At 71.3% G+C, this 22,883-nt stretch carries 20 protein-coding genes and 1 pseudogene; 17 read left to right on the top strand and 4 right to left on the bottom strand.

The features are described from left to right. The first annotated feature begins 73 nt into the window (after window positions 1–73). From FB388_RS33655 to FB388_RS40680, 14 genes are all read left to right on the top strand, one after another. A complete protein-coding gene (locus tag FB388_RS33655; protein WP_142106730.1) occupies window positions 74–1,393 on the top strand; it encodes an NADH-quinone oxidoreductase subunit D in 1,320 nt (439 codons plus the stop codon). Then, complete coding sequence (nuoE, locus tag FB388_RS33650) at window positions 1,390–2,190, top strand: NADH-quinone oxidoreductase subunit NuoE (RefSeq protein WP_142106729.1); 801 nt, start codon at window positions 1,390–1,392, stop codon at window positions 2,188–2,190. Before FB388_RS33655 ends, nuoE begins: the two co-directional genes overlap by 4 nt. Then, window positions 2,190–3,506, top strand: coding sequence for an NADH-quinone oxidoreductase subunit NuoF (nuoF, locus tag FB388_RS33645; protein ID WP_142106728.1), 1,317 nt, complete (start codon window positions 2,190–2,192; stop codon window positions 3,504–3,506). The genes nuoE and nuoF overlap by 1 nt, the downstream gene beginning before the upstream one ends. Next, on the top strand, window positions 3,503–5,956 hold the full coding sequence (locus tag FB388_RS33640) for an NADH-quinone oxidoreductase subunit G (RefSeq protein WP_142106727.1): 2,454 nt from the start codon (window positions 3,503–3,505) through the stop codon (window positions 5,954–5,956). The genes nuoF and FB388_RS33640 overlap by 4 nt, the downstream gene beginning before the upstream one ends. A 14-nt stretch (window positions 5,957–5,970) precedes the next feature. After that, complete coding sequence (gene nuoH, locus FB388_RS33635) at window positions 5,971–7,254, top strand: NADH-quinone oxidoreductase subunit NuoH (RefSeq protein WP_142106726.1); 1,284 nt, start codon at window positions 5,971–5,973, stop codon at window positions 7,252–7,254. Continuing rightward, a complete protein-coding gene (gene nuoI / locus FB388_RS33630; RefSeq protein WP_142106725.1) occupies window positions 7,255–7,797 on the top strand; it encodes an NADH-quinone oxidoreductase subunit NuoI in 543 nt (180 codons plus the stop codon). Continuing rightward, a complete protein-coding gene (locus FB388_RS33625) occupies window positions 7,794–8,627 on the top strand; it encodes an NADH-quinone oxidoreductase subunit J (protein WP_142106724.1) in 834 nt (277 codons plus the stop codon). Before nuoI ends, FB388_RS33625 begins: the two co-directional genes overlap by 4 nt. Continuing rightward, complete coding sequence (nuoK, locus tag FB388_RS33620) at window positions 8,624–8,923, top strand: NADH-quinone oxidoreductase subunit NuoK (protein WP_142106723.1); 300 nt, start codon at window positions 8,624–8,626, stop codon at window positions 8,921–8,923. Before FB388_RS33625 ends, nuoK begins: the two co-directional genes overlap by 4 nt. Window positions 8,924–9,044: 121 nt before the next feature. Beyond that, the gene (gene nuoL, locus FB388_RS33615; RefSeq protein ID WP_425468616.1) at window positions 9,045–11,030 is read left to right on the top strand and encodes an NADH-quinone oxidoreductase subunit L; all 1,986 of its coding nucleotides are present in this window, start codon (window positions 9,045–9,047) and stop codon (window positions 11,028–11,030) included. Then, window positions 11,027–12,631 carry an NADH-quinone oxidoreductase subunit M gene (locus FB388_RS33610; RefSeq protein WP_142106722.1) on the top strand — a complete coding sequence of 535 codons (1,605 nt, stop codon included), beginning with the start codon at window positions 11,027–11,029 and terminating at the stop codon, window positions 12,629–12,631. The genes nuoL and FB388_RS33610 overlap by 4 nt, the downstream gene beginning before the upstream one ends. After that, window positions 12,628–14,220: an NADH-quinone oxidoreductase subunit NuoN gene (gene nuoN, locus FB388_RS33605; protein WP_142106721.1), complete on the top strand. Its 1,593-nt coding sequence runs from the start codon at window positions 12,628–12,630 to the stop codon at window positions 14,218–14,220. Before FB388_RS33610 ends, nuoN begins: the two co-directional genes overlap by 4 nt. 22 nt (window positions 14,221–14,242) lie before the next feature. Continuing rightward, window positions 14,243–15,244 (top strand): polyprenyl synthetase family protein, encoded by a 1,002-nt coding sequence (locus FB388_RS33600; RefSeq protein ID WP_142106720.1) that lies wholly within the window; start codon window positions 14,243–14,245, stop codon window positions 15,242–15,244. Between the two features lie 179 nt (window positions 15,245–15,423). Continuing rightward, window positions 15,424–15,990, top strand: a complete 567-nt coding sequence (locus tag FB388_RS33595) for an OmpA family protein (protein ID WP_142106719.1) — start codon at window positions 15,424–15,426, stop codon at window positions 15,988–15,990. 11 nt (window positions 15,991–16,001) lie between these two features. Beyond that, window positions 16,002–16,400, top strand: coding sequence for a hypothetical protein (locus FB388_RS40680; RefSeq protein WP_142106718.1), 399 nt, complete (start codon window positions 16,002–16,004; stop codon window positions 16,398–16,400). A 404-nt stretch (window positions 16,401–16,804) separates the two neighbouring features. Here FB388_RS40680 and FB388_RS41270 read toward each other — a convergent pair. Then, a pseudogene (locus FB388_RS41270) lies at window positions 16,805–16,876 on the bottom strand (hypothetical protein); the annotation flags it as partial. A gap of 201 nt (window positions 16,877–17,077) precedes the next feature. On the opposite strand from FB388_RS41270, the gene FB388_RS41300 reads away from it, so the two are divergent. Together FB388_RS41300 and FB388_RS33580 are read left to right on the top strand one after the other, a co-directional pair. Continuing rightward, entirely contained in the window at window positions 17,078–17,323 is a 246-nt protein-coding gene (locus FB388_RS41300) for a sunset domain-containing protein (RefSeq protein ID WP_484291829.1), read from the top strand. A gap of 250 nt (window positions 17,324–17,573) precedes the next feature. Next, window positions 17,574–17,930, top strand: a complete 357-nt coding sequence (locus FB388_RS33580; RefSeq protein ID WP_142106717.1) for a hypothetical protein — start codon at window positions 17,574–17,576, stop codon at window positions 17,928–17,930. A gap of 70 nt (window positions 17,931–18,000) precedes the next feature. Here the strand turns inward: FB388_RS33580 and FB388_RS33575 are convergent, their stop codons facing one another. From FB388_RS33575 to FB388_RS33565, 3 genes are all read right to left on the bottom strand, one after another. Continuing rightward, window positions 18,001–19,074 carry a 2-oxoacid:ferredoxin oxidoreductase subunit beta gene (locus tag FB388_RS33575; RefSeq protein WP_142106716.1) on the bottom strand — a complete coding sequence of 358 codons (1,074 nt, stop codon included), beginning with the start codon at window positions 19,072–19,074 and terminating at the stop codon, window positions 18,001–18,003. Further along, entirely contained in the window at window positions 19,074–20,972 is a 1,899-nt protein-coding gene (locus FB388_RS33570; protein WP_142106715.1) for a 2-oxoacid:acceptor oxidoreductase subunit alpha, read from the bottom strand. Before FB388_RS33570 ends, FB388_RS33575 begins: the two co-directional genes overlap by 1 nt. A gap of 142 nt (window positions 20,973–21,114) precedes the next feature. Continuing rightward, the gene (locus tag FB388_RS33565) at window positions 21,115–21,870 is read right to left on the bottom strand and encodes an enoyl-CoA hydratase (RefSeq protein ID WP_142106714.1); all 756 of its coding nucleotides are present in this window, start codon (window positions 21,868–21,870) and stop codon (window positions 21,115–21,117) included. A gap of 132 nt (window positions 21,871–22,002) precedes the next feature. Between FB388_RS33565 and htpX the strand changes: the two genes are divergently transcribed. Continuing rightward, window positions 22,003–22,869 (top strand): zinc metalloprotease HtpX, encoded by an 867-nt coding sequence (gene htpX, locus FB388_RS33560; protein WP_142106713.1) that lies wholly within the window; start codon window positions 22,003–22,005, stop codon window positions 22,867–22,869. The last annotated feature ends 14 nt before the right edge of the window (window positions 22,870–22,883 follow it).

The following is a 22,883-nucleotide window of genomic DNA, read 5'->3' as shown; positions in this document are numbered from 1 at the left end:
TGCGACCAGGGGAGGTCGTACACATGACGGCGCGGAGATCCCGGCCCTGTCGCGACCAGGGGAGGTCGTACACATGAGCAGCGACACCTTCGACGCCTACGCCCCGGAGCGGGAGACCACCGAGGGCAAGGTCTACACGGTCACCGGCGGCGACTGGGACACGCTCCTCGACGAGGAGCACGACGACCGCATCGTCATCAACATGGGTCCGCAGCACCCGTCCACCCACGGCGTGCTGCGGCTGGTGCTGGAGCTCGAGGGCGAGACGGTGCAGCAGGCCCGGTCGGTGATCGGCTACCTGCACACCGGCATCGAGAAGAACTGCGAGTACCGCACCTGGACCCAGGGCGTCACGTTCGTGACGCGCATGGACTACCTCGCGCCGCTGTTCAACGAGACCGCCTACTGCCTCGGCGTGGAGAAGCTGCTCGGGGTGGAGGCGCCGCGGCGGGCGCAGGTGGCCCGCGTGCTGCTGATGGAGCTCACCCGCATCGGCTCGCACCTGGTGTGCCTCGCCACCGGCGGCATGGAGCTCGGCGCGCTCACCGGCATGACGGCCGGCTTCCGCGAGCGCGAAGAGGTCCTGCACCTCATGGAGTTCCTCACGGGGCTCCGCATGAACAACGCCTTCGTCCGCCCCGGCGGGCTCGCGCAGGACTTCCCCGATGGCTGGGAGGAGCGGGTCGCCGACTTCGTCAAGATCATGAAGAAGCGGCTGCCGGACTACGACAAGCTGCTCACCGGCCAGCCGATCTGGCGCCAGCGCCTGGAGGGCGTCGGCTACCTGCCCGTGGACGGCTGCCTCGCGCTCGGCGCCACCGGACCGATCCTGCGCTCGGCCGGCCTGCCGTGGGACCTGCGCAAGATCGAGCCGTACTGCGGCTACGAGGAGTACGACTTCGAGGTCCCGGTGGCCACCGAGGCCGACTGCTACGCGCGCTACCGGCTGCGGCTGGCCGAGATCCACGAGTCGCTCAAGATCATCGAGCAGGCGGCGAAGAAGATGGAGCCGGGCCCGGTGATGGTCGCGGACCGCAAGGTCGCGTGGCCCGCGCAGCTGTCCATCGGCTCCGACGGCATGGGCAACAGCCTCGAGCACGTCCGCAAGATCATGGGTCAGTCGATGGAGTCGCTGATCCACCACTTCAAGCTGGTCACCGAGGGCTTCTCCGTGCCCGCCGGCCAGGTGTACTCGGTCGTCGAGTCGCCGCGCGGCGAGCTGGGCTACCACCTGGTGTCCGACGGCGGCACGCGGCCCGTGCGCGTCCACGTGCGGGACCCCAGCTTCGTGAACCTGCAGACGATGCCGGCGATGAGCGAAGGCGGCATGGTCGCGGACGTCATCGCGGCCGTCGCGTCGATCGACCCCGTCATGGGAGGTGTGGACCGGTGACTCTCCCCGAGGGAACGCCGGAGTCCTTCGGCCCGATCACCGGCCCGGAGGAAGTGGTCTTCGAGCCGGTCGTCGAGGACGCCGGGCCCGTCGTCGAGCGGTTCGACGAGCTCACGCGCCAGCGCACCAAGGAGATCATCGCGAAGTACCCGCAGTCGCGGTCGGCGCTGCTCCCGCTGCTGCACCTGGTGCAGTCGGTGGAGGGGCACGTCAGCCAGGACGGCATCCGGTACTGCGCGGAGGCACTGGAGCTGTCCACGGCCGAGGTCTCGGCGGTGGCCACCTTCTACACGATGTACAAGCGCACCCCGTGCGGGCAGCACCTGGTGAGCGTGTGCACCAACACCCTGTGCGCGGCGCTGGGCGGCGACGACATCTACAAGCGGCTGTCGGAGAAGCTCGGGGTGGGCCACGAGGGCACCGCGGGCGAGCCGGGCGCGACCGGCTCGATCACGCTGGAGCACGCCGAGTGCCTCGCGGCCTGCGACCTCGCGCCGGTGCTGCAGGTCAACTACGAGTACTTCGACAACCAGACGCCGGAGTCGGCGGAGGAGCTGGTGGAGGCGCTGCAGCGGGGCGAGAAGCCGCACCCGACCCGCGGCGCCCCGCTCACCGACTTCCGCACCGTGGAGCTGGAGCTCGCCGGGATCTTCCCCGACCTCGAGACCAGCGTGGAGGGCGCGTCGGCGGCACCGGAGTCGCTGCGCGGCGCGCGGCTCGCCTCCGAGCGCGGCTGGACGGCCCCCGCGATGCCCGACTCCCCGCCCGCGTTCCCTGCTCTGCCGGAGAAGAACTGATGGTGGACCAACTCACGCCGGTGCTCACGCGGCGCTGGCAGTCGCCGCGCTCGTGGTCGATCGACACCTACGAGCAGCTCGAGGGCTACCAGGCCCTGCGGCACGCGCTCACGGCCCACCCCGACCAGATCATCCAGCTGGTGAAGGACTCGGGCCTGCGCGGCCGCGGCGGTGCGGGCTTCCCCACCGGCCTGAAGTGGAGCTTCATCCCGCAGGGACCCACCGGTCCGGGGGCCAAGCCCAAGTACCTGGTGGTGAACGCCGACGAGGGCGAGCCGGGTACCTGCAAGGACATCCCGACGATGATGGCCGACCCGCACTCGCTCATCGAGGGCTGCATCATCACGTGCTTCGCGATCCGCGCGAACTTCTGCGCGATCTACGTGCGGGGCGAGGCGCTGCACTGCATCCGCCGGGTGCGGCGGGCGGTCGAGGAGGCCCGCGCGAAGGGTTACCTCGGCAACGACATCCTCGGTTCCGGCTTCGACCTCGAGATCGTGGTGCACGCCGGTGCGGGCGCCTACATCTGCGGTGAGGAGACGGCGCTCCTCGACTCCCTCGAAGGTCGTCGCGGCCAACCTCGCCTCAAGCCTCCCTTCCCGGCCACGTCGGGGCTCTACGCCTCGCCGACAGTCGTGAACAACGTCGAGACGATCGCCTCGGTTCCCGCCATCGTGATGGGCGGCAGCGACTGGTTCCGGGCCATGGGTTCGGAGAAGAGCCCCGGCCCGAAGATCTACTCGGTGTCCGGCCACGTCGAGCGGCCCGGCCAGTACGAGGCCCCGCTCGGCATCACGCTGCGCCAGCTCCTGGAGCTGGCCGGCGGCATGAAGGACGGCATCCCGCTCAAGTTCTGGACGCCGGGCGGCTCGTCCACGCCGATCTTCACGGCAGAGCACCTGGACGTCCCGCTCGACTTCGAGGGCGCCGCTGCGGCGGGCTCGATGCTGGGCACAACTGCCGTGCAGGTCTTCAACGAGACCGTGTCGGTGCCGTGGGCCGTGATGAAGTGGACCGAGTTCTACAAGCACGAGTCGTGCGGCAAGTGCACCCCGTGCCGCGAGGGCACGTTCTGGCTGGTGCAGATCCTGGAGCGGATGGTGCACGGCGAGGGCACCGAGGCCGACGTCGAGACGATGCTCGACATCTGCGACAACATCCTCGGCCGCTCGTTCTGCGCCCTCGGTGACGGCGCGACCAGCCCGATCACGAGCGCCATCAAGTACTTCCGCCAGGAGTTCCTGGACCTCATCGCCGAGCAGCCCGCGGTGCAGCGTCCGGAGCAGCTGGACGATCTGGTTGGAGCCCAGGCATGACGATCGCCCCCGAGGAGAAGAAGGAGGCGCGGCCCGTCCCGGAGGGTCACGTCCGCCTCACGATCGACGGGATCGAGGTGGACGCCCCCAAGGGCGAGATCCTGATCCGCACCTGTGAGCGGCTCGGGATCATCGTGCCGCGGTTCTGCGACCACCCGCTGCTCGACCCGGCCGGCGCCTGCCGCCAGTGCCTGGTCGAGGTGGAGATGGGCGGCCGGCCGATGCCCAAGCCGCAGGCCAGCTGCACCATGACGGTCGCCGACGGCATGGTCGTCAAGACCCAGCACTCCTCTCCGGTGGCCAAGAAGGCCCAGGAGGGGGTGATGGAGCTGCTGCTCATCAACCACCCGCTCGACTGCCCGGTCTGCGACAAGGGCGGCGAGTGCCCCCTGCAGAACCAGGCGATGAGCACCGGGCGCACCGACTCCCGCTTCGTCGACACCAAGCGCACGTTCCCCAAGCCGCTCCCGATCTCCACGCAGGTGCTGCTGGACCGCGAGCGCTGCGTGCTGTGCCAGCGCTGCACCCGGTTCTCCGAGGAGATCGCCGGCGACCCGTTCATCGACCTGCTGGAACGCGGTGCCAACCAGCAGATCGGCGTGGCGCAGGACAAGCCGTTCCAGAGCTACTTCTCCGGCAACACCATCCAGATCTGCCCGGTCGGGGCGCTGACCAGCGCCGCGTACCGGTTCCGCTCCCGCCCGTTCGACCTCGTGTCGACGATGGGCGTCGACGAGCACACCTCCAGCGGCGGCGCGATCCGCATCGACACCCGCCGCGGCACGGTGATGCGCCGGCTCTCGGGCAACGACCCCGAGGTCAACGAGGAGTGGATCGACGACAGGACGCGGTTCGGGTTCCGGTACCTGACGTCGAAGGGCCGGATCACCCGCCCGCTGGTCCGCGGCGCGGACGGGCAGCTGGCGGAGACCTCGTGGACCGAGGCGCTGCGCGTCGCGGCCGACGGCCTGCTGGCGGCCCGCGAGCGGGGGATCGGCGTGCTTGCCGGTGGCCGGCTCACCGTCGAGGACGCCTACGCGTACGCCAAGTTCGCGCGCGTCGCCGCGGGCACCAACGACGTCGACTTCCGGGCGCGGGTGAACTCGGCCGAGGAGCTGGAGTTCCTCGCCTCGCACGTGGTGGGGAAGGGCCCCGAGCACCTCAGCTACACGCGCCTCGAGGCCGCGCCCGCCGTGCTCTGCGTCGCGCTCGAGCCGGAGGAGGAGGCGCCGGCCGTCTACCTGCGGCTGCGCAAGGCCGCGCGCAAGCACGGCCAGCGCGTGTTCCACCTCGGCCAGTGGACCACCCCCGCGGTCGAGCGCACCTCGCTCGAGACCGGTGCCGCCGCTCCCGCCGCCAAGGACAACCTGATCCCGGCCGTGCCGGGAGCCGAGGCCGCGGTGCTGGCCGAGCTGCCCGAGGACATCGTCGAGGCGCTGCGCGGCGGCGGGGTCGTCCTCGTCGGCGAGCGCGCCGCCGAGGTGCCCGGCCTGTACTCCGCGGTTGCCGCGCTCGGTCAGCGCACCGGCGCGGCCATCGGCTGGGTGCCGCGCCGCGCGGGTGACCGGGGTGCCCTGGACGCGGGTGCGGTGCCCACGCTGCTGCCGGGCGGGCGCCCGGTGGCCGACGAGGCCGCCCGCGCCGAGGTCGAGGCGGCATGGGGGCTCGCCCCCGGCACGCTGCCGACGACGCCGGGCCGCGACACCGACGAGATCCTCACGGCCGCCGCGACCGGCGAGCTGGGGGCGCTCGTCGTCGGGGGCGTCGACCCGTACGACCTCGCCGACCCGGCCGCGGCACTGGCCGCCCTGCGCGACGTCGGGTTCCTCGTGAGCCTCGAGCTGCACGCCTCGGCCGTCACCGAGCTGGCCGACGTGGTGCTGCCGGTCGCCCCGGACGCCCAGCGCGCGGGCAGCTACCTCAACTGGGAGGGGCGCAGGCGCGAGTTCGGCCCGGCCCTCGACGCGAGCGGCGTGCTCCCGGACTGCCGGGTGCTCGACACGCTCGCCGTCGAGATGGACGTCGACCTGTTCACGCAGACCCCGGCGGCCGTCGCGGGCGAGCTGTCCCGGCTCGGCAGCTGGGCGGGGGTGTCCCCGGCGGCGCCCGCGGTCCCGGCCGGTCAGCCGCTGCGGCCCGAGTACGGGCAGGCCGTGCTCGCCAGCTGGCGCCAGCTGATCGACGGCTCGACCCTGACGATGGACGAGCCCGCGCTGGCGGGCACCGCCCGTCCGGCGTACGTGCGGCTCAACGCCGCCACGGCCGAGCGGCTCGGCGTGACGGAGGGCGGGCCGGCCACGGTCCGCACCGACCGCGGCGAGATCACCCTCCCGGTGGCGCTCGCCGACCTGCCCGACGGCGTGGTGTGGCTGCCGGGCAACTCGGGTGACTCCCGGGTCCGCGCCCTCCTCGGTGCCGGGCACGGCGACCTGGTGGGGGTGACGGCGTGAACCTCGCGCAGGGAATGACTCGCACGCAGCAGCTGCTGGCGGACGACCCGCTGTGGCTGATCCTGCTGAAGGTCGTGGCGCTCTTCGCGATCGGCGTGGTGCTGACGCTCTTCATGATCAACCTGGAGCGCAAGGTGGTGGGCCGGATGCAGCAGCGTCCCGGCCCGAACCGGGTGGGTCCGGGCGGCTGGCTGCAGTCCTTGGCTGACGGGCTCAAGCTCGCCTTCAAGGAAGACATCATGCCGTTGATGGCCGACAAGCGGGTGTTCTTCATCGCCCCGGTCATCTCGACGATCCCGGCGTTCGTGGCGTTCTCGGTGCTCCCGTTCGGCGGCGAGGTGTCGATCTTCGGCGAGCCGACGGTGCTGCAGCTGGTGGACCTGCCGGTCGGGGTGCTGGTGGTGCTGGCCTGCTCCTCCATCGGGGTGTACGGGATCGTGCTGGGCGGCTGGGCCTCCGGTTCGCCCTACCCGCTGCTGGCAGCGCTGCGCAGCGCGGCGCAGGTGATCTCCTACGAGATCGCGCTGGGGTTGTCGATCGTCGGCGTGATCCTCTACGCCGGGTCGCTGTCAACGGCGGACATCGTGGCCTCGCAGGCCTCCGGCTGGTACCTGCTGCTGCTGGCGCCGAGTTTCGTGGTGTTCGTGATCTCGATGGTGGGGGAGACCAACCGGGCCCCGTTCGACCTGCCGGAGGCGGAGTCGGAGCTGGTCGGTGGGTTCCACACCGAGTACTCGTCGCTGAAGTTCGCGCTGTTCTTCCTCGCCGAGTACGTGAACATGGTGACGGTGTCGGCGATGGCCACCACCCTGTTCCTGGGCGGTGGGATGTGGCCGTGGCCGCTGTCGTTCCTCAACTCCAGCGGCTGGTTGCAGTTCCTCGCGTTCCTGATCAAGACGTTCGTGTTCCTGTTCGTGTTCATCTGGTTGCGGGGCACGCTGCCGCGGCTGCGCTACGACCAGTTCATGCGCCTGGGCTGGAAGGTGCTGGTGCCGGGCAGCCTGCTGTGGATCCTGGCGATCTTCGCGATCCGCACGTGGCGGACCAGTGGCGGCCAGGTGTCGGCGCTGCTGATCGGGCTGGGCATCGCGCTGGCGGTGGTGCTGCTGGTGGCGTTCCTGGTGCCGGACCGCAAGGTGGAGGGTCCGGCGATGGTGGAGCCCGCCTCGGACTACCCGGTGCCGCCGCTGGACCTGGTGGTCCCGAGCCCGCCCCGGCACAAGCTGCGCCCTCGGCGGGTGGAGACCACTGCGGCCGCCGAGCCCACGCCCGCTCTCAGCGGGAAGGAGACCGAGTAGATGTTCGAGTTCTTCAAGGGCTTCGGGGTCACCTTCGGGACGATGTTCAAGAAGGTCGTCACCGAGGAGTACCCGGAGGACTTCCCGCCCGCCGCGCCGCGCTACCACGGCCGGCACCAGCTCAACCGGCATCCGGACGGGCTGGAGAAGTGCGTGGGCTGCGAGCTGTGCGCATGGGCCTGTCCCGCCGACGCGATCTACGTCGAGGGCGGCGACAACACCGAGGAAGCGCGGTACTCGCCGGGTGAGCGCTACGGCGCGATCTACCAGATCAACTACCTGCGCTGCATCGGCTGCGGCCTGTGCATCGAGGCCTGCCCCACCCGGTCGCTCACGATGACCAACTTCTACGAGCTGGCCGACGACAACCGGCAGGACCTGATCTACACCAAGGAGCAGCTGCTCGCGCCGCTGCTGCCCGGCATGGAGCAGCCGCCGCACCCCATGCGCCTCGGCGACGACGAGCAGGCCTACTACGTGCAGGGCCCGGTCCTGGCGCGCAAGGGAGCCGACAACGACCCGGTGGGGGAGCAGGTCAAGTGACTCTCGATCTCCTCGCGCAGGCAGCGCCGGACCCGGGGACCGTCAGCACGGGTGAGGCGGTCGTCTTCTGGATCCTCGGCCCGCTCGCCCTGCTCGGCGCGCTCGGCATGGTGTTCGCCCGCAACGCCGTGCACTCCGCCCTCGGGCTGATCGGCACGATGTTCAGCCTGGCGATCCTCTACATCGTGCAGCAGGCGCCGTTCCTGGGCTTCGTGCAGATCATCGTCTACACCGGCGCCGTGATGATGCTGTTCCTGTTCGTCCTGATGCTGGTCGGACGGGACAGCTCGGACTCGGTCGTCGAGGTGCTGCGCGGTCAGCGGCTCGCGGCGCTCGCACTGGGCGTCGGCCTGGCGGTGCTGCTGGTGGCCGCCGTCGGGCGCTCGCTCACCGCCGTCACCCCGAGAGGACTAGCCGCGGACGGGCCGGGCTACTCCGGCAACGTCACCGGGCTCGGCGCGATGATCTTCACCGACTACCTGTTCGCCTTCGAGCTCACCTCGGCGCTGCTCATCACGGCGGCGCTCGGTGCGATGGTGCTCGGGTACGCGCAGGGCCGTAGCCACGTGAAGCGCGGCCAGCGCGCCACCGTCGAGGCGCGGCTGCGCGGCGAGCACGACCGGATCTCCCCGTTGCCCGGCCCCGGCGTCTACGCCACCGGCAACTCCGTGGCCGTCCCGGCCGTGCTGCCCGACGGCTCGATCGCGCCGGAGTCGATCTCGGCGGTCATCGACGCCACCCCCGTGCGCGAGGTCGAGGACGAGCCCGGCACCGACGCACGCGCCCTCACCGGTGGGCGGCACGACGACACCGCTGAGGAGTCCAGGTGACCCCCACGTACTACCTGCTGCTCTCCGCGCTGCTGTTCTCGATCGGCGCGGTGGGCGTGCTGGTGCGGCGCAACGCGATCGTCGTGTTCATGTGCATCGAGCTGATGCTGAACGCCGTCAACCTCTCGCTCGTCACGTTCGCCCGCATCCACGGCGAGCTGGACGGCCAGGTCATGGCGTTCTTCGTGATGGTGGTGGCCGCGGCCGAGGTCGTCGTCGGCCTCGCGATCATCATGTCGATCTTCCGCACCCGCCGGACCGCGTCGGTCGACGACGCGAACCTGCTCAAGTACTAGCCCTACCCGCCCCGGGCCTCCTCCGTCGGCCCTTCCGTCCCCCAGCACAAGGAGTGCTCCCCGTGCTCAGCCCACGCCACCGCAGGCGGTCCGAGGTGAACCGGTGACTCCGACATCGGTCATCGGCGTCCTCGCCGCCGAGCTGCCGCACGTCGGCGCCGCCGCCGGCACGGCCTCGCTCGCCTGGCTGCTGTTCGCGCTGCCCGCGGCGGGGGCGCTCGTGCTGTTCGTCCTCGGCAGGCGCGCGGACGCGTGGGGCCACTGGCTGGGCGTGCTCACCGTGGTCGCGTCGTTCGTGATCGGCCTCCTGATCTTCCTGGAGACCGCTGGCCTCGCGCCCGAGGAGCGCACCCGGGAGCTCTCGCTCTTCGAGTGGATCGCCGTCGGCGACCTGTCCGTCGACTTCGGGCTGCGCCTCGACCCGCTCTCGCTTACGTTCGTGCTGCTCATCACCGGGGTCGGTGGCTTGATCCACCTCTACTCGGTCGGCTACATGGCTCCGCACCACGACGGCGGCGAGGACAGCGACCCGTCGGCGCGCAGGCGGTTCTTCGCGCAGCTGAACCTGTTCGTCGCGGCGATGCTGCTGCTGGTGCTCGGCAACAACTTCGTGATGCTCTACCTCGGCTGGGAGGGCGTCGGCCTGGCGTCCTACCTGCTGATCGGCTTCTACCAGGACCGCCCGTCCGCGGCCACCGCGGCGAAGAAGGCGTTCCTGATGAACCGCGTCGGTGACGTCGGGCTCGCGATCGCGATCTTCCTGCTCTGGGCGAACCTGGGCACGCTGCAGTACTCGGAGGTCTTCGAGCGGATCGGTGAGCTGAACGCCGGCACGATCGTCGCGATCACGGTGCTGCTGCTGCTCGGCGCGTGCGGCAAGTCCGGCCAGTTCCCGCTGCAGGCGTGGCTCCCGGACGCGATGGAGGGCCCCACGCCGGTCTCGGCCCTGATCCACGCGGCCACGATGGTCACCGCGGGCGTCTACCTCATCGCGCGGACGCACCCGATCTACGACCTCACCGAGACCGGGCGGCTCGTCGTCGCGCTGGTCGGTGTGGTCACCCTGCTGATCGGGGCGATCATCGGCTGCGCCTACGACGACATCAAGAAGGTGCTCGCCTACTCCACGGTGAGCCAGATCGGCTACATGATCCTCGCCGTCGGGCTCGGCCCGGCCGGCTACGCGCTGGGCATCTTCCACCTGCTCACCCACGGCTTCTTCAAGGCGGGGCTCTTCCTCGGCGCCGGCTCGGTGATGCACGCCATGCACGACGACGTCGACATGCGCCGCTACGGCGGGCTGTACCGCTTCATGCCGATCACGTTCGTGACGTTCGGGCTCGGCTACCTCGCGCTGATCGGCTTCCCGTTCCTGTCCGGGTACTTCTCGAAGGACGAGATCATCGGTGCCGCCTTCGGCCAGCCCGGCTGGCAGGGCTGGGTGTTCGGCGGCGCGGCCACGCTCGCGGCCGGGCTCACCGCGTTCTACATGACGCGGCTGATGTTCATGACGTTCTTCGGCGAGAAGCGCTGGGAGAAGCTGAAGAGCGCCGACGGCCACGACTACCACCCGCACGAGTCGCCCGCCGTCATGACGCTCCCGATGATCGTGCTGGCGTTCGGCTCGGTCGGTGCGGGCTTCCTGCTCAACTACAACCACGTCCTGGTCGACTGGCTCGCCCCGTCGCTGGGTGAGCTGGAGGAGCCGCACGACGGCGTGCTCGCGCACGACTACGTGCCGTTCCTGGTGGTCGGGTTCTCGGCGCTCGGCGTGCTGATCGCGTGGCTCACCGTCGGCCGCAGGCGCACCCCGGTGGAGCGTCCCGAGCCGGTGTCGCTACCCGTACGCGCCGCCCGGAAGGACCTGTACGCCAACGCGATCAACGAGGCGCTCATCGCGCGGCCGGGCACCTGGCTCGCACGGGCGCTGGTCTACCTGGACAACCGCGGCGTCGACGGCGTGGTCAACGGCACCGCCGCCCTGCTCGGGGGCAGCTCTGGCCGGCTGCGCAGGCTGCAGACCGGCTTCGTCCGCTCCTACGCGCTCTCCATGCTCGGCGGCGGGGTGCTCGTCGTCGCGGCGCTGTTGGCGGTGCGGTTCGCATGAACGACGGAGGAAGCGTGCTTCTCCTGATCCTGCTGGTGCTGCCGCTCGTCGGCGCGCTGGTCGTGGCGCCGATGACGGGCAACCCGCGCGGCGCCAAGGTCACCGCGATGGGCTTCGCGCTGGCCTCGCTGGTGCTCACCGTGATCACCTGGCTCGCGTACTCGCCGACGGCCGTCGACCACCTCTCGCGGTTCCAGCTCGAGCTCTCGGTGCCCTGGATCCCGGCGTTCGGCACGAGCTTCGCCCTCGGTGTCGACGGCATCGCGCTGGTGATGCTCGCGCTGATCGCCGTGCTCATGCCGATCGTCATGGGCTTCTCCTGGAACCAGGAGATCCCCGAGGGGCGCACCGAGTCCGGGTTCTTCGCGCTGCTGCTGGCCACCCAGGGGATGCTCGTCGGGGTGTTCGCCGCCACCGACGTGTTCCTGTTCTACGTGTTCTTCGAGGCCATGCTGATCCCGATGTACTTCCTCATCGGGCGCTTCGGCGGACCGCGCAGGCAGTACGCGGCGGTGAAGTTCTTCCTGTACTCGCTGCTCGGCGGGCTGATCATGCTGGCATCGGTGATCGGGCTGTACGTCGTGAGCGGCGAAGCGCTGGGGGAGGCCACCTTCTCCTGGGTGGAGCTCCAGTCGATCGCCGCCACCCTGCCGGAGTCCACGCAGATCTGGCTCTTCCTCGGCTTCTTCGTCGCGTTCGCGATCAAGGCGCCGCTCGTGCCGTTCCACACCTGGCTGCCCGACGCCGGTGCGGAGGCCCCGGTCGGGGCGGGCGTGCTGCTCGTCGGCGTGCTGGACAAGGTCGGCACGTTCGGGTTCCTGCGCTACTGCCTGCCGCTGTTCCCGCTCGCGTCGCAGCGCCTCGCCCCCCTCGTGCTCACGCTCGCGGTGGTCGGGGTCCTGTACGCGGCGCTGCTCGCCGTGGCGCAGACCGACCTGAAGCGGTTCGTGTCCTACACCTCGATCGCCCACTTCGGCTTCATCGCGCTCGGCATCTTCGCGTTCTCCAGCCAGTCGCTCGCCGGGGCCACGCTCTACATGGTCAACCACGGGATCACCACCGGGATGCTGTTCATCGGGATCGGCTTCCTGATCGCCCGCGGCGGCTCCCGCCTGATCGGCGACTACGGCGGCGTGCACAAGCTCGCGCCGCTGCTCGCGGGCACGTTCCTGCTCGCGGGGCTCGCGTCCCTGGCGCTGCCCGGCACCAACTCGTTCGTCAGCGAGTTCCTGGTGCTGGTCGGGTCGTACCCGCGGGAGCCGGTCTACACGATCCTGGCCACCGTCGGGATCATCTTCGCGGCGCTGTACGTGCTGTGGGTCTACCAGCAGACCATGCAGGGCCCGGTGCGCGGCGCCGCCGTGCTCGGCGCTCTCGAGCGGGCAGGTGGGCCGGGCACCATGATCGCGCCCGAGGCCGCGGCGAAGAAGCGCGCCTTCCCGGACCTGTCCGGCCGTGAGGTCGCCGTGCTCACGCCGCTGATCGTGCTGATCATCGGGCTCGGCTTCTTCCCCGGGCCGGTGCTCGACGTCATCAACCCGTCGGTGGTGGCCACCATGAACGAGGTGGGCCTCTCCGACCCGGTGGGAGGAATCCGGTGACCCCGCTCGCCCAGGGCTCGCTCAGCGTGCCCCCCATCGACTACGCCGCGATCGCGCCACTGCTGATCGTGCTCGGCGCGGCATGCGTCGCGGTGCTCGTGGAGGCGTTCCTGCCCCGCCACCAGCGCTGGCCCGCGCAGGTGGCGCTCTCGATCGTCGCGCTCGGCGGTGCCGGGCTCGCACTCGGCCTGTACGCCGGCAGCGGCCCCGACGGCATCACCACGATCGCCGACGCGCTCGCCGTCGACCGGCCCACGCTGTTCCTGTGGGGCGCGCTGCTGGCGCTCGGCCTGGCCGGCGTGCTGCTGATCGCCGACCGCTCGGTGGAACCGGGCGGGGCCATCCTCGCGTCGGCGGCCTCACGGGCGTCGGTCGGCGGCGGCACGAGCGGGCTCACCGAGCCGCCGCACGACCGTTCCTACGGCACGCCGGGGCTCGCGCCCACCATGCAGACCGAGGTCTTCCCGTTCACGCTCTTCGCGCTCGGCGGGATGATGACGTTCGTCGCGGCGAACGACCTCCTCACGATGTTCGTGGCGCTCGAGGTGCTGTCGCTGCCGCTCTACCTGATGTGCGGGCTCGCCAGGCGGCGCAGGCTGCTCTCGCAGGAGGCGGCCGTCAAGTACTTCCTGCTGGGCGCGTTCGCGTCGGCGTTCTTCCTCTACGGGCTCGCGCTGATCTACGGGTACGCCGGGTCGGTGCGGTTCAGCGAGATCGCAGAGGCCGCCGTCGGCTCGGCCGCGTCCGACGCGCTGCTGCTCGGCGGGCTCGCGCTGCTCGTGGTCGGGCTGCTGTTCAAGGGCTCGGTCGGGCCCTTCCACACCTGGACCCCGGACGTCTACCAGGGCGCTCCCACACCGGTCACCGCGTTCATGGCGGCCTGCACCAAGATCGCCGCCTTCGGCGCGATCCTGCGCGTGCTGCACGTCGCGTTCGGCGACATGCGCTGGGAGTGGCGCGGCGTCCTGTGGGCCGTCGCGATCGCCTCGATGGCCATCGGTGCGGTGCTCGGTCTCACGCAGACCGACGTCAAGCGCATGGTCGCCTACTCGTCCGTGGCGCACGCGGGCTTCCTGCTGCTCGGTGCCATGGCGGTCACGGACGCAGGTGTCTCGAGCACGCTGTTCTACCTGGTCGCCTACGGCTTCACCACCATCGCCGTGTTCGGGGTGATCAGCCTGGTCCGCGACGCCGACGGTGAGGCCACCCACCTCTCGCAGTGGGCGGGCCTGGCGAAGCGCTCGCCGGTCGTCGGAGGGGTGATGACGTTCCTGCTGCTCGCGCTCGCGGGCATCCCGCTCACGAGCGGTTTCACCGCCAAGTTCGCGGTGTTCGCCGCGGCGCTCGGCGACGGGATGGCGCCGCTCGTGGTGATCGCGCTGGTGGCGAGCGCCGTGGCCGCGTTCTTCTACATCCGCGTGATCGTCCTGATGTACTTCAGCGAGCCGGTCGCGGACGGTCCGACCGTCACCGTGCCGGGCGCGTTCACCACCGCAGCGATCACGCTCGGCGTGATCGTCACGCTACTGCTCGGGATCGCCCCGACGCTGGCGCTGAACTGGGCCGCGGGTGGCGGCTTCGTGGGCTGAAGAGCGTGAAAAGCTTGGGGACGTGAACGCGAACGCGATTGCGGGCATCGAGCTCGCAGACCCGGGGCTCGCCGCTGCCACGGCGGAGGGCCTCTCCCGCGTGGAGGAGCTCCTGCACCGGGAGGTGCACAGCGACTACCAGTTCGTCACCGAGACGTCGCTGCACCTCATCGACGCCGGTGGCAAGCGGTTCCGCCCGCTCTTCACGCTGCTCGCCGCGCAGATCGGGCCCCGGTCCGACGACGACGAGGTGTTCACGGCCGCCGCCGTGGTGGAGCTGATCCACCTCGCCACGCTGTACCACGACGACGTCATGGACTCGGCCACCATGCGGCGCGGGGCGGAGAGCGCCAACTCCCGGTGGGACAACACCGTGGCCATCCTCACCGGCGACTTCCTCTTCGCCCACGCCTCGCGGCTCGTGGCCGACCTCGGCCCCGAGGCCGTGCGGATCATCGCCGAGACCTTCGCCGAGCTCGTCACCGGGCAGATGCGCGAGACCCGCGGCCCGCGACCCGGCGAGGACCCCGTGGAGCACTACCTCGCGGTCATCGCGGAGAAGACCGGGTCGCTGATCGCCACGTCGGGGCGATACGGCGGCATGTTCTCCGGGTGCGCGCCGGAGCACGTGGAGGCCCTGCGCCGGTTCGGCGCCACCATCGGCACCGCCTTCCAGATCTCCGACGACGTCATCGACATCGCCTCGCCGTCCGACAGCTCCGGCAAGACCCCCGGCACGGACCTGCGCGAGGGCATCCACACCCTCCCGATGCTCTACGCCCTGCAGGACAGCGGGCCGGACGCCGACCGCCTCGCGGTGCTGCTCGCCCAGCCCATCAGCGACGACGCCGAGGTGGACGAGGCGCTGGAACTGCTGCGCACCGGCCGTGGCCTCGCCCGCGCCCGCGACGTGCTGGCCGACCAGGCCGCGGCCGCCCGCGCGGAGCTGGGCAAGCTCCCGTCCTGCGCGGCCACCGAGGCACTGGCGTCCCTCACGACCTACGTGGTGGACCGCACGGCCTGATCCGCGCGCCGGAAAGTTCAGGAAAGCCACGTTCAGGGCCTTCAAGGCCTGGAACGTGGCTTTCCTGAACCTGCTGGGCGGTGCCGTCCCCGAGCCACACGCCCACGACACGCCCGGCCCGACTGGCCTGGCGTTGCGCCTCATGCCACCGTAAGGGGACAATCGCGCAGCGTCAGGGGGTGACCGTGCCGGGTGCCCGGTTGTTGTGGTTGCTGGCACTGTTCACGTTGCCCGCCGTGCTCGCCGGACTCGCGCTCCTGTGGGTCGGCCCGCCCGCGCCTGCGGCACCAGCCGCACCAGCGCCCGGTGCGCCTCCCGCCACGGCCGCCGCACCGCCCAGTGCGCCTCCGGCCACGGCCGCACCCGTCGTCGCGACGGATCCTCCGCCCGCGCAGCCACCGGATCCGGTGCGCGCCGAGCTGACCCGGGTGCTGGCCGCCGAGCCGATCCGCTTCTCGCCGGACTCGGCCGTGCTCGTGGGGCCGCCCGCGGAGACGGTGCAGCGGGTCGCGCAGCTCCTCTTGCAGGGCCCGGCGGAGCAGGTGCTGGTGGAAGGGCACGTGGCCGACACCCCCGGCGGCCCGGACGTCGCCCAGCGGCTCGCCGACAAGCGGGCCGCGGTGGTGGCGGAGGCGCTGGTGGCGGCCGGGGTGCCGGCCGAGCGGATCACCACGAGAGGTGTCGGGGCCACGCGGCCCCTCGCCACCCCGGAGGAGAGCCGGCGGGTGGAGATCACGATCGGCTAGGAGGAGGCGAGATGGTCGGGACGTTCGCGCAAGTCTGGTTCCTCTGTGCGATCGCGTTCCTCGCGGGTTCCGCGATGACGTGGCTGCTGTTCGTCCGCGGGCGCCCGCGGCACCCGGCGCACCCGTTGTACCGAGCCGCGCCGCGGCCGGCCCAGCACCGGGCGGCCACGTCGCCCCGACCCGACCCCGTGGCACCGCCCGAGGCGCCGCCGCCGGCGGAACCGGCACTCGCCAACCTCGACACGCACCGGAGCGACCACACGAAGCGGCGCCCCGGTTCGAGCGCCGCCGGAGCCCTGGATCGCCTCGGGGTGGCCGGAGGAGCGCACCTCCCGGCGCCGCCGCCGACGGTCGAGGTCCCGGCCCAGAACGGCCCCGTCGACGGGACGACGCCCGGCGACAGGAGGTGATCACCGCGCCCGGCCGGGTGGTCGGGCCGCGCAAGTCCCCGTAAGGCTCGTCGGATCGTGGTATCCACCGGTCCGGCCGCTTCAGAAAGGGATGCGTCGTGGGTCAGAGCTGGTGGTGGGTGGTACTGGCCGTCGTGATCATCGCGCTGCTCGTCGCGGTGGCGCTGCAGCGCTCCCGGAACCGCCGGGGCGACGCGACGGCGGCTGCGAACATCGAGATCGCGGCAGCGGCGGCGGGAGGCACCGCAGGCGCTGTGGGGGCCGCCGCGGTGGCAGCGGTGCGGGCAGAGCGGGACGTGACGGAACCGGTCGACGAGAGCGCTCCCGGCGAGCCGCAGGCCGCCGCGTCGGCCGACACCGCTCATGCGGGTGCTGCGGATGTGCACGCCGCTGAACCGGGCGCCGCCGAGCCGGGCGCCGCCGAGCCGGGCGCCGCCGAGCCGGGCGCCGCCGAGCCGGGCGCCGCCGAGCCCGATGCCGCCGCTGCCGACGCGGGCACGGGATCGTCAGCTCCCGTCGACGCCGTCGACCAGGAGTCCGAGGAGGGCTCCGGTGAGCGGGCGGAGCCGAGCATCCCGGCTCCTCGGGACGCCGGCTCCGTCGACCGCAAGCCGCCCGAGCCGGCGGGTTCGGCGCTCGCGGCGCTCGACACGGCGCTCGTCGGGCCGGCGAGCCCAGTGGCGGAGGCCGCGGCGGCGGTGTCGGCCGCCACCGCGCAACCGGGGCCCTACCCCGGATCGCTGCTCCCCGCCGAGGGCGGCACGAGCCCTTCCCCGGTCCACGTGGTCAAGGCCAACGAGGGGTCGCGGCGCTATCACACCCCGGACTCGCCGTACTACCTGCGCACGCGCGGGGACGCCTGGTTCCGCACCGCGGAGGAGGCGCGCGCCGCGGGCTTCACGGCCTGGAACGATCGCGGGTAGATCGCAACGAGAACGACGAAAGATCCTCTTCAGTTACGGATCACCACTCGATCGGGTGGCCCGAGTGTCACGATCGGTGAGATCCCCCTAGCGTCACCGGCGGCTCCCCGCCCCCGATCGAGTGACAACCGCAAATCGTGAACTTCGTGTTCGCGATGGTGAGGAAATGATGCTGAAGAAGGCTCTGACTGTTGGTGCGACTGCGATTCTCGCGATTCTGGCTTCTGCCGGTGTCGCCTCGGCCTCCGAGGTGAACGCCGCGCAGATCCTTCCGCTCCCCCCGATCGCGTCGCCCGCCGAGCCCGAGTCCACCACCCTGCCCGAGCCGGACGAGGACGACGCGGAGTCCAAGGACACCGACTCCAAGGAAACCGAGTCCACGGACACCGGGTCGAAGGACACCGAGTCGAAGGACACCGAGTCGGACTCGGACAACCCCGACGAGAACAAGACCGACGACTCCGACGGCAAGACGGACGAGTCGGGCGGCGACACCGAGCCCGAGGAGGAGCTGGAGCAGGTCGAGCTCCCGGCTCCCGCCGAGGAGGAGCCGGCTGCCGGCCCGCTCGGTCTGATCCAGTCGCTGGTGACGTCGCTGTTCGGCTGATCGACGTCGAGTACGGAACGGGCCCCGCCGGTGATGCCGGCGGGGCCCGTTCCTGTGTGCGCTCTCGATGTCAGCCGGCGATGGTCCAGGTGTCGCGGCCGTTGAGCAGTGCCTGCAGGTCGGCGGTGCCCTTGGCCTTCGCCGCTGCCACCTGGGCGCGCACGGCGTCGTCGTACGTGACGCGGTCGGTGTTGCGGAAGATCCCGGTGACGGTGTGGTTGAGGTCCTGGTCGGACAGCCGGGACAGGGCGAACGCGAGGTTGACGTCCCCCGCGTCGTGCACGACGACCTGGTCGGCGTCGACCTCGTTCATCTTCGCGACGGTGAGCCCGAAGCCCTCGCGCACGACCGCGTAGCTGCCCAGCCCGTCGTCGGCCGCCGGGCCGAAGCGGATCGGCTCGCCGTGGCGCACCGGGATCACGCGCTCCTCGGCCTCTTCGCCCTTGCGCAGCACGTCGAAGCTGCCGTCGTTGAAGATCGGGCAGTCCTGGAAGATCTCGACGAGCGCGCTGCCGCGGTGGGCGGCCGCCGCGCCGAGCACCTCGGTGAGGCCCTTGCGGTCGGAGTCGAGGGCGCGCCCGATGAAGGTGGCCTCGGCGCCGAGCGCCAGCGAGATCGGGTTGAACGGGTGGTCGACCGAGCCCATCGGCGTGGACTTGGTGACCTTGCCCTCCTCGCTGGTGGGCGAGTACTGGCCCTTCGTCAGGCCGTAGATCCGGTTGTTGAACAGCAGGATCTTGAGGTTGACGTTGCGCCGCAGCGCGTGGATCAGGTGGTTGCCGCCGATGGACAGCGCGTCGCCGTCGCCGGTGACGACCCACACCGACAGGTCGGGCCGGGACGTCGCCAGACCGGTGGCGATGGCCGGGGCGCGCCCGTGGATCGAGTGCATCCCGTAGGTGTTGAGGTAGTACGGGAACCGGGAGCTGCAGCCGATGCCGGACACGAAGACCGTGTTCTCACGCCTGATGCCCAGCGTCGGCAGGAACTGGCGCACGGCGGCAAGCACGGCGTAGTCGCCGCAGCCGGGGCACCAGCGCACCTCCTGGTCGGAGGTGAAGTCCTTGGCGGTCTGCTTCTCGTCGGTGGTCGGGACGCCGTCGAGTCCACCCAGAGAAGGCAGCCCGAGGTCGATGGCAGTCATTAACGCACCCCGTTGAGGTAGTCCAGGAACAGGTCCTGCAGCTCTTCGGCCTTGAACGGCAGACCGGAGACCTTGGTGTAGCTCTTGACGTCGACGAGGTACCGCGCGCGCAGCACCGTGGCGAGCTGTCCGAGGTTCATCTCGGGCACCACGACGGTGCGGTAGCGGGCGAGCACGTCGCCGAGGTTGGCAGGGAGCGGGTTGAGGTGTCGCAGGTGTGCCTGCGCGACCTTGTGCCCGAGCGCGCGGACGCGCCTGGCGCCCGCACCGATGGGACCGTAGGTGGAGCCCCAGCCCAGCACGAGCAGCTCGGCGTCGCCGTCGGGGTCGTCGACCTCGAGGTCGGGCACCGGGATGCCGTCGATCTTGGCGGCACGCAGCCGGACCATCCGGTCGTGGTTGTCCGGGTCGTAGGAGATGGCGCCGCGGCCGTCGGCCTTCTCCAGGCCGCCGATGCGGTGCTCGAGCCCGGGGGTGCCGGGCACGGCCCACGGGCGGGCGAGGGTGTCGGCGTCGCGCAGGTAGGGCCAGAACTCGCCGGAACCGTCGGGCGCGTTGGGTCCGGTGGCGAAGCCGGGGTCGAACGTGGGGAGGGACGACGCGGCGGGCACCTTCCACGGTTCCGACCCGTTGGCCAGCGAGCCGTCCGAAAGGAGGATCACCGGCGTGCGGTAGGTGACGGCCATCCGCACGGCCTCGAGCACGGCGTCGAAGCAGTCGCCCGGCGAGCGCGGCGCGATGACCGGGAGCGGTGCCTCGCCGTTGCGCCCGTGCAGTGCCTGCAGCAGGTCGGCCTGCTCGGTCTTGGTGGGCAGGCCCGTGGAGGGCCCACCGCGCTGCACGTCCACGACCAGCAGCGGCAGCTCGAGCGCCACCGCCAGACCAATCGTCTCGGACTTCAGCGAGATGCCCGGCCCTGAGGTGGTGGTGACCCCGAGCGCACCGCCGAACGCCGCGCCGAGGGCGGCGCCGACGCCTGCGATCTCGTCCTCGGCCTGGAACGTGGTGACGCCGAACGACTTGTGCTTGGAAAGCTCGTGCAGGATGTCCGACGCCGGGGTGATCGGGTACGACCCGAGGAACACCGGGAGCCCGGCCAGCTGCCCGGCCGTGACGATGCCGTAGGCGAGCGCCGTGTTGCCGGTGATCTGGCGGTAGGTGCCGACCTCGAGCTTCGCGGGCGCCACCTCGTAGGTGACGGCGAAGGCCTCGGTGGTCTCGCCGTAGGCGTGGCCCGCCCGGAAGGCGAGGATGTTGGCCTCGGCGAGATCGGGGCGGCGGGCGAACTTCTCCCGCAGGAACCGCTCCGTGCTCTCGTGCGGGCGGTGGTACATCCAGGACAGCAGGCCGAGGGCGAACATGTTCTTCGCCCGCTCCGCGTCCTTCTTGGACAGACCGGTGTCCTCCAGCGCGCCGCGGGTGAGCGTGGCCATCGCGACCTCGTGCACCGCGTACTGCTCGAGCGAGCCGTCCTCGAGCGGGTTGGACTCGTAGCCGACCTTCGTGAGGTTCCGCTTGGTGAACTCGTCGGTGTTGACGATGAGGATGCCGCCGGCCGGCAGGTCGGCGATGTTGGCCTTGAGCGCTGCCGGGTTCATCGCGACGAGCACGTCGGGGCGGTCGCCGGGGGTGAGGATGTCGTAGTTGGCGAAGTGCAGCTGGAACGACGACACGCCGGGCAGGGTGCCGGCGGGGGCCCGGATCTCGGCGGGGAAGTTCGGGAGCGTGGAGAGGTCGTTGCCGAACGCCGCGGTCTCGGAGGTGAAGCGGTCGCCGGTGAGCTGCATGCCGTCACCGGAGTCGCCGGCGAAACGGATGACGACGCGGTCGCGCTCCACTACCTCGCGTCCGCCGCCGGACGGTGCGGGAACCTGGTCGACGGCGGTGTCAGAAGTCATTCGAGGTCGGTCCTCGGGTCGACGGGGCGTGCTTTGTGCTGTATTCCGAGGTTAGCTCGCCCTGCGTCAGGGTGTCGTCGCCACCCGGTCCACGTCACACCCTGTGTTCGTACCCCCGCAAGGAGAGCGTTACCCGCCCTGGTCACCGTCCCGACCTGCTGATCGTCGACTGCAGCGCGGCAAGACGGCTGCTGAACTCGGGTGAACGCACCGACTCCGCCTGAGCCCGCACCTCCACCTCCACGGCTTCGGCCTGGCTGGTCATCCCGGCGGTGAGCCGCATGGTCGCCCTCGTGGTGCGGACGAGGTCGCGCGGGGCGGCAGCGGCGCGGGCGCCGAGCTCGACCGCGGCGGCGACCACGTCGTCGGCGACCCGGTGCACGAGGCCGATCCGCGCGGCCTCCGCGGCGTCGACGACCTCGCCGAAAAGCGTGAGCGCCGCCGCGCCCTGCGTCCCGAGCACGCGCTGCGCCATCCACGTGTACCCGCCGCCGGGGTGCAGGCCGAGCTGTAGGAACCGGGACTCGAAGCGCGCCCGCGGCCCGGCCAGCCGCAGGTCGCAGGCGAGTGCGAGGTTCAGCCCTGCGCCGACGGCTGCCCCGTTGACGGCGGCGATCGTCGGCAGTGCGCACTCGGCGACGGCGAGGAAGCCCGCGTAGACGGTGTGCAGCGTGGCGGGGTCGGCGGTGGCGAGCTCGCTCAGGTCGCCGCCCGCGCAGAACGCGGGGTCCTCGCCGGTCACGACGATCGCGCCGACCTCGTCGTCCGCGGCCGCCGCGCGCACGGCGTCGGCCAGCTTCGCGGACAGCTCGATGTTGAGCGCGTTGCGCCGCTCGGGGTTGGACAGCGTGAGGACGGCGACGCCGTCGGTCGTCGTGGTTCGGACGTCGGTGGCCATTGCCGCATCCTGCCCCGATCGGCCCAGCCGCGCGCCGAGGCGTCGCTCACTGTCACCCGGTGCCCGGACCAGCGGAACACGGCCTGGTCGTTGCTCGTTGAAGAACTCGGGGGAGGAAGGACACCCGAGAACGTGCACAAGTCGATGAACGGGCTGAAGACAGCGGTCCTGCTGGGCGGTCTCTCCGCTCTCGTGCTGCTCGTCGGTTCGCTTCTCGGCGGCCGAACCGGGCTCGTGATCGCCCTGTTCGTGGCGCTGGGCGTCAACGGCTACGCGTACTTCAACTCGGACAAGATCGCGCTGCGAGCCATGCACGCCCGACCGATCACCGAGCCGGAGCACCCGGTCATGTACCGGATCGTGCGGGAGCTGTCGCGGGCGGCGCGCCAGCCGATGCCGCGGCTCTACGTGAGCCCCACGGCCGCGCCCAACGCGTTCGCCACCGGGCGCAGCCCCCGCCACGCCGCGGTGTGCGCCACCACCGGCCTGCTCCAGATGCTCGACGAGCGCGAGCTGCGCGCCGTGCTCGGCCACGAGCTGTCCCACGTCTACAACCGCGACATCCTCATCTCGTCGGTGGCGGGCGCGCTCGCCTCGATGGTGAGCTTCCTGGCCAACATCGCGATGTTCGCCGGCCTGTTCGGAGGCGGCGACGACGACCGCCCCAACCCGTTCGCCCTGCTGCTGATCTCGCTGCTGGGGCCGATCGCGGCCGGGGTCGTGCAGATGGCGGTGAGCCGGTCGCGGGAGTTCCAGGCCGACGCGAGCGGCGCACAGCTCACCGGCGACCCGCTCGCGCTCGCGTCCGCGCTGCGCAAGCTGGAGCGCGGCACCCAGCTCGCGCCGCTGCCGCCCGACCCGCAGCTCGTGTCGCAGTCCCACCTGATGATCGCCAACCCGTTCCGGCCGGGGGAGCAGCTCTCGCGCCTGTTCTCCACCCACCCGCCGCTGCAGGAGCGCATCCGGCGGCTGGAGGAGATGCACCTCCGCAGGCGGTGAATGTCGGGCCTTCC

It is taken from the genome of Pseudonocardia cypriaca (assembly GCF_006717045.1).
Lineage (GTDB): Bacteria > Actinomycetota > Actinomycetes > Mycobacteriales > Pseudonocardiaceae > Pseudonocardia > Pseudonocardia cypriaca.
The sequence above is the reverse complement of the archived record's forward strand: the minus strand, read 5'-3'. Positions and strand labels throughout refer to the sequence as shown.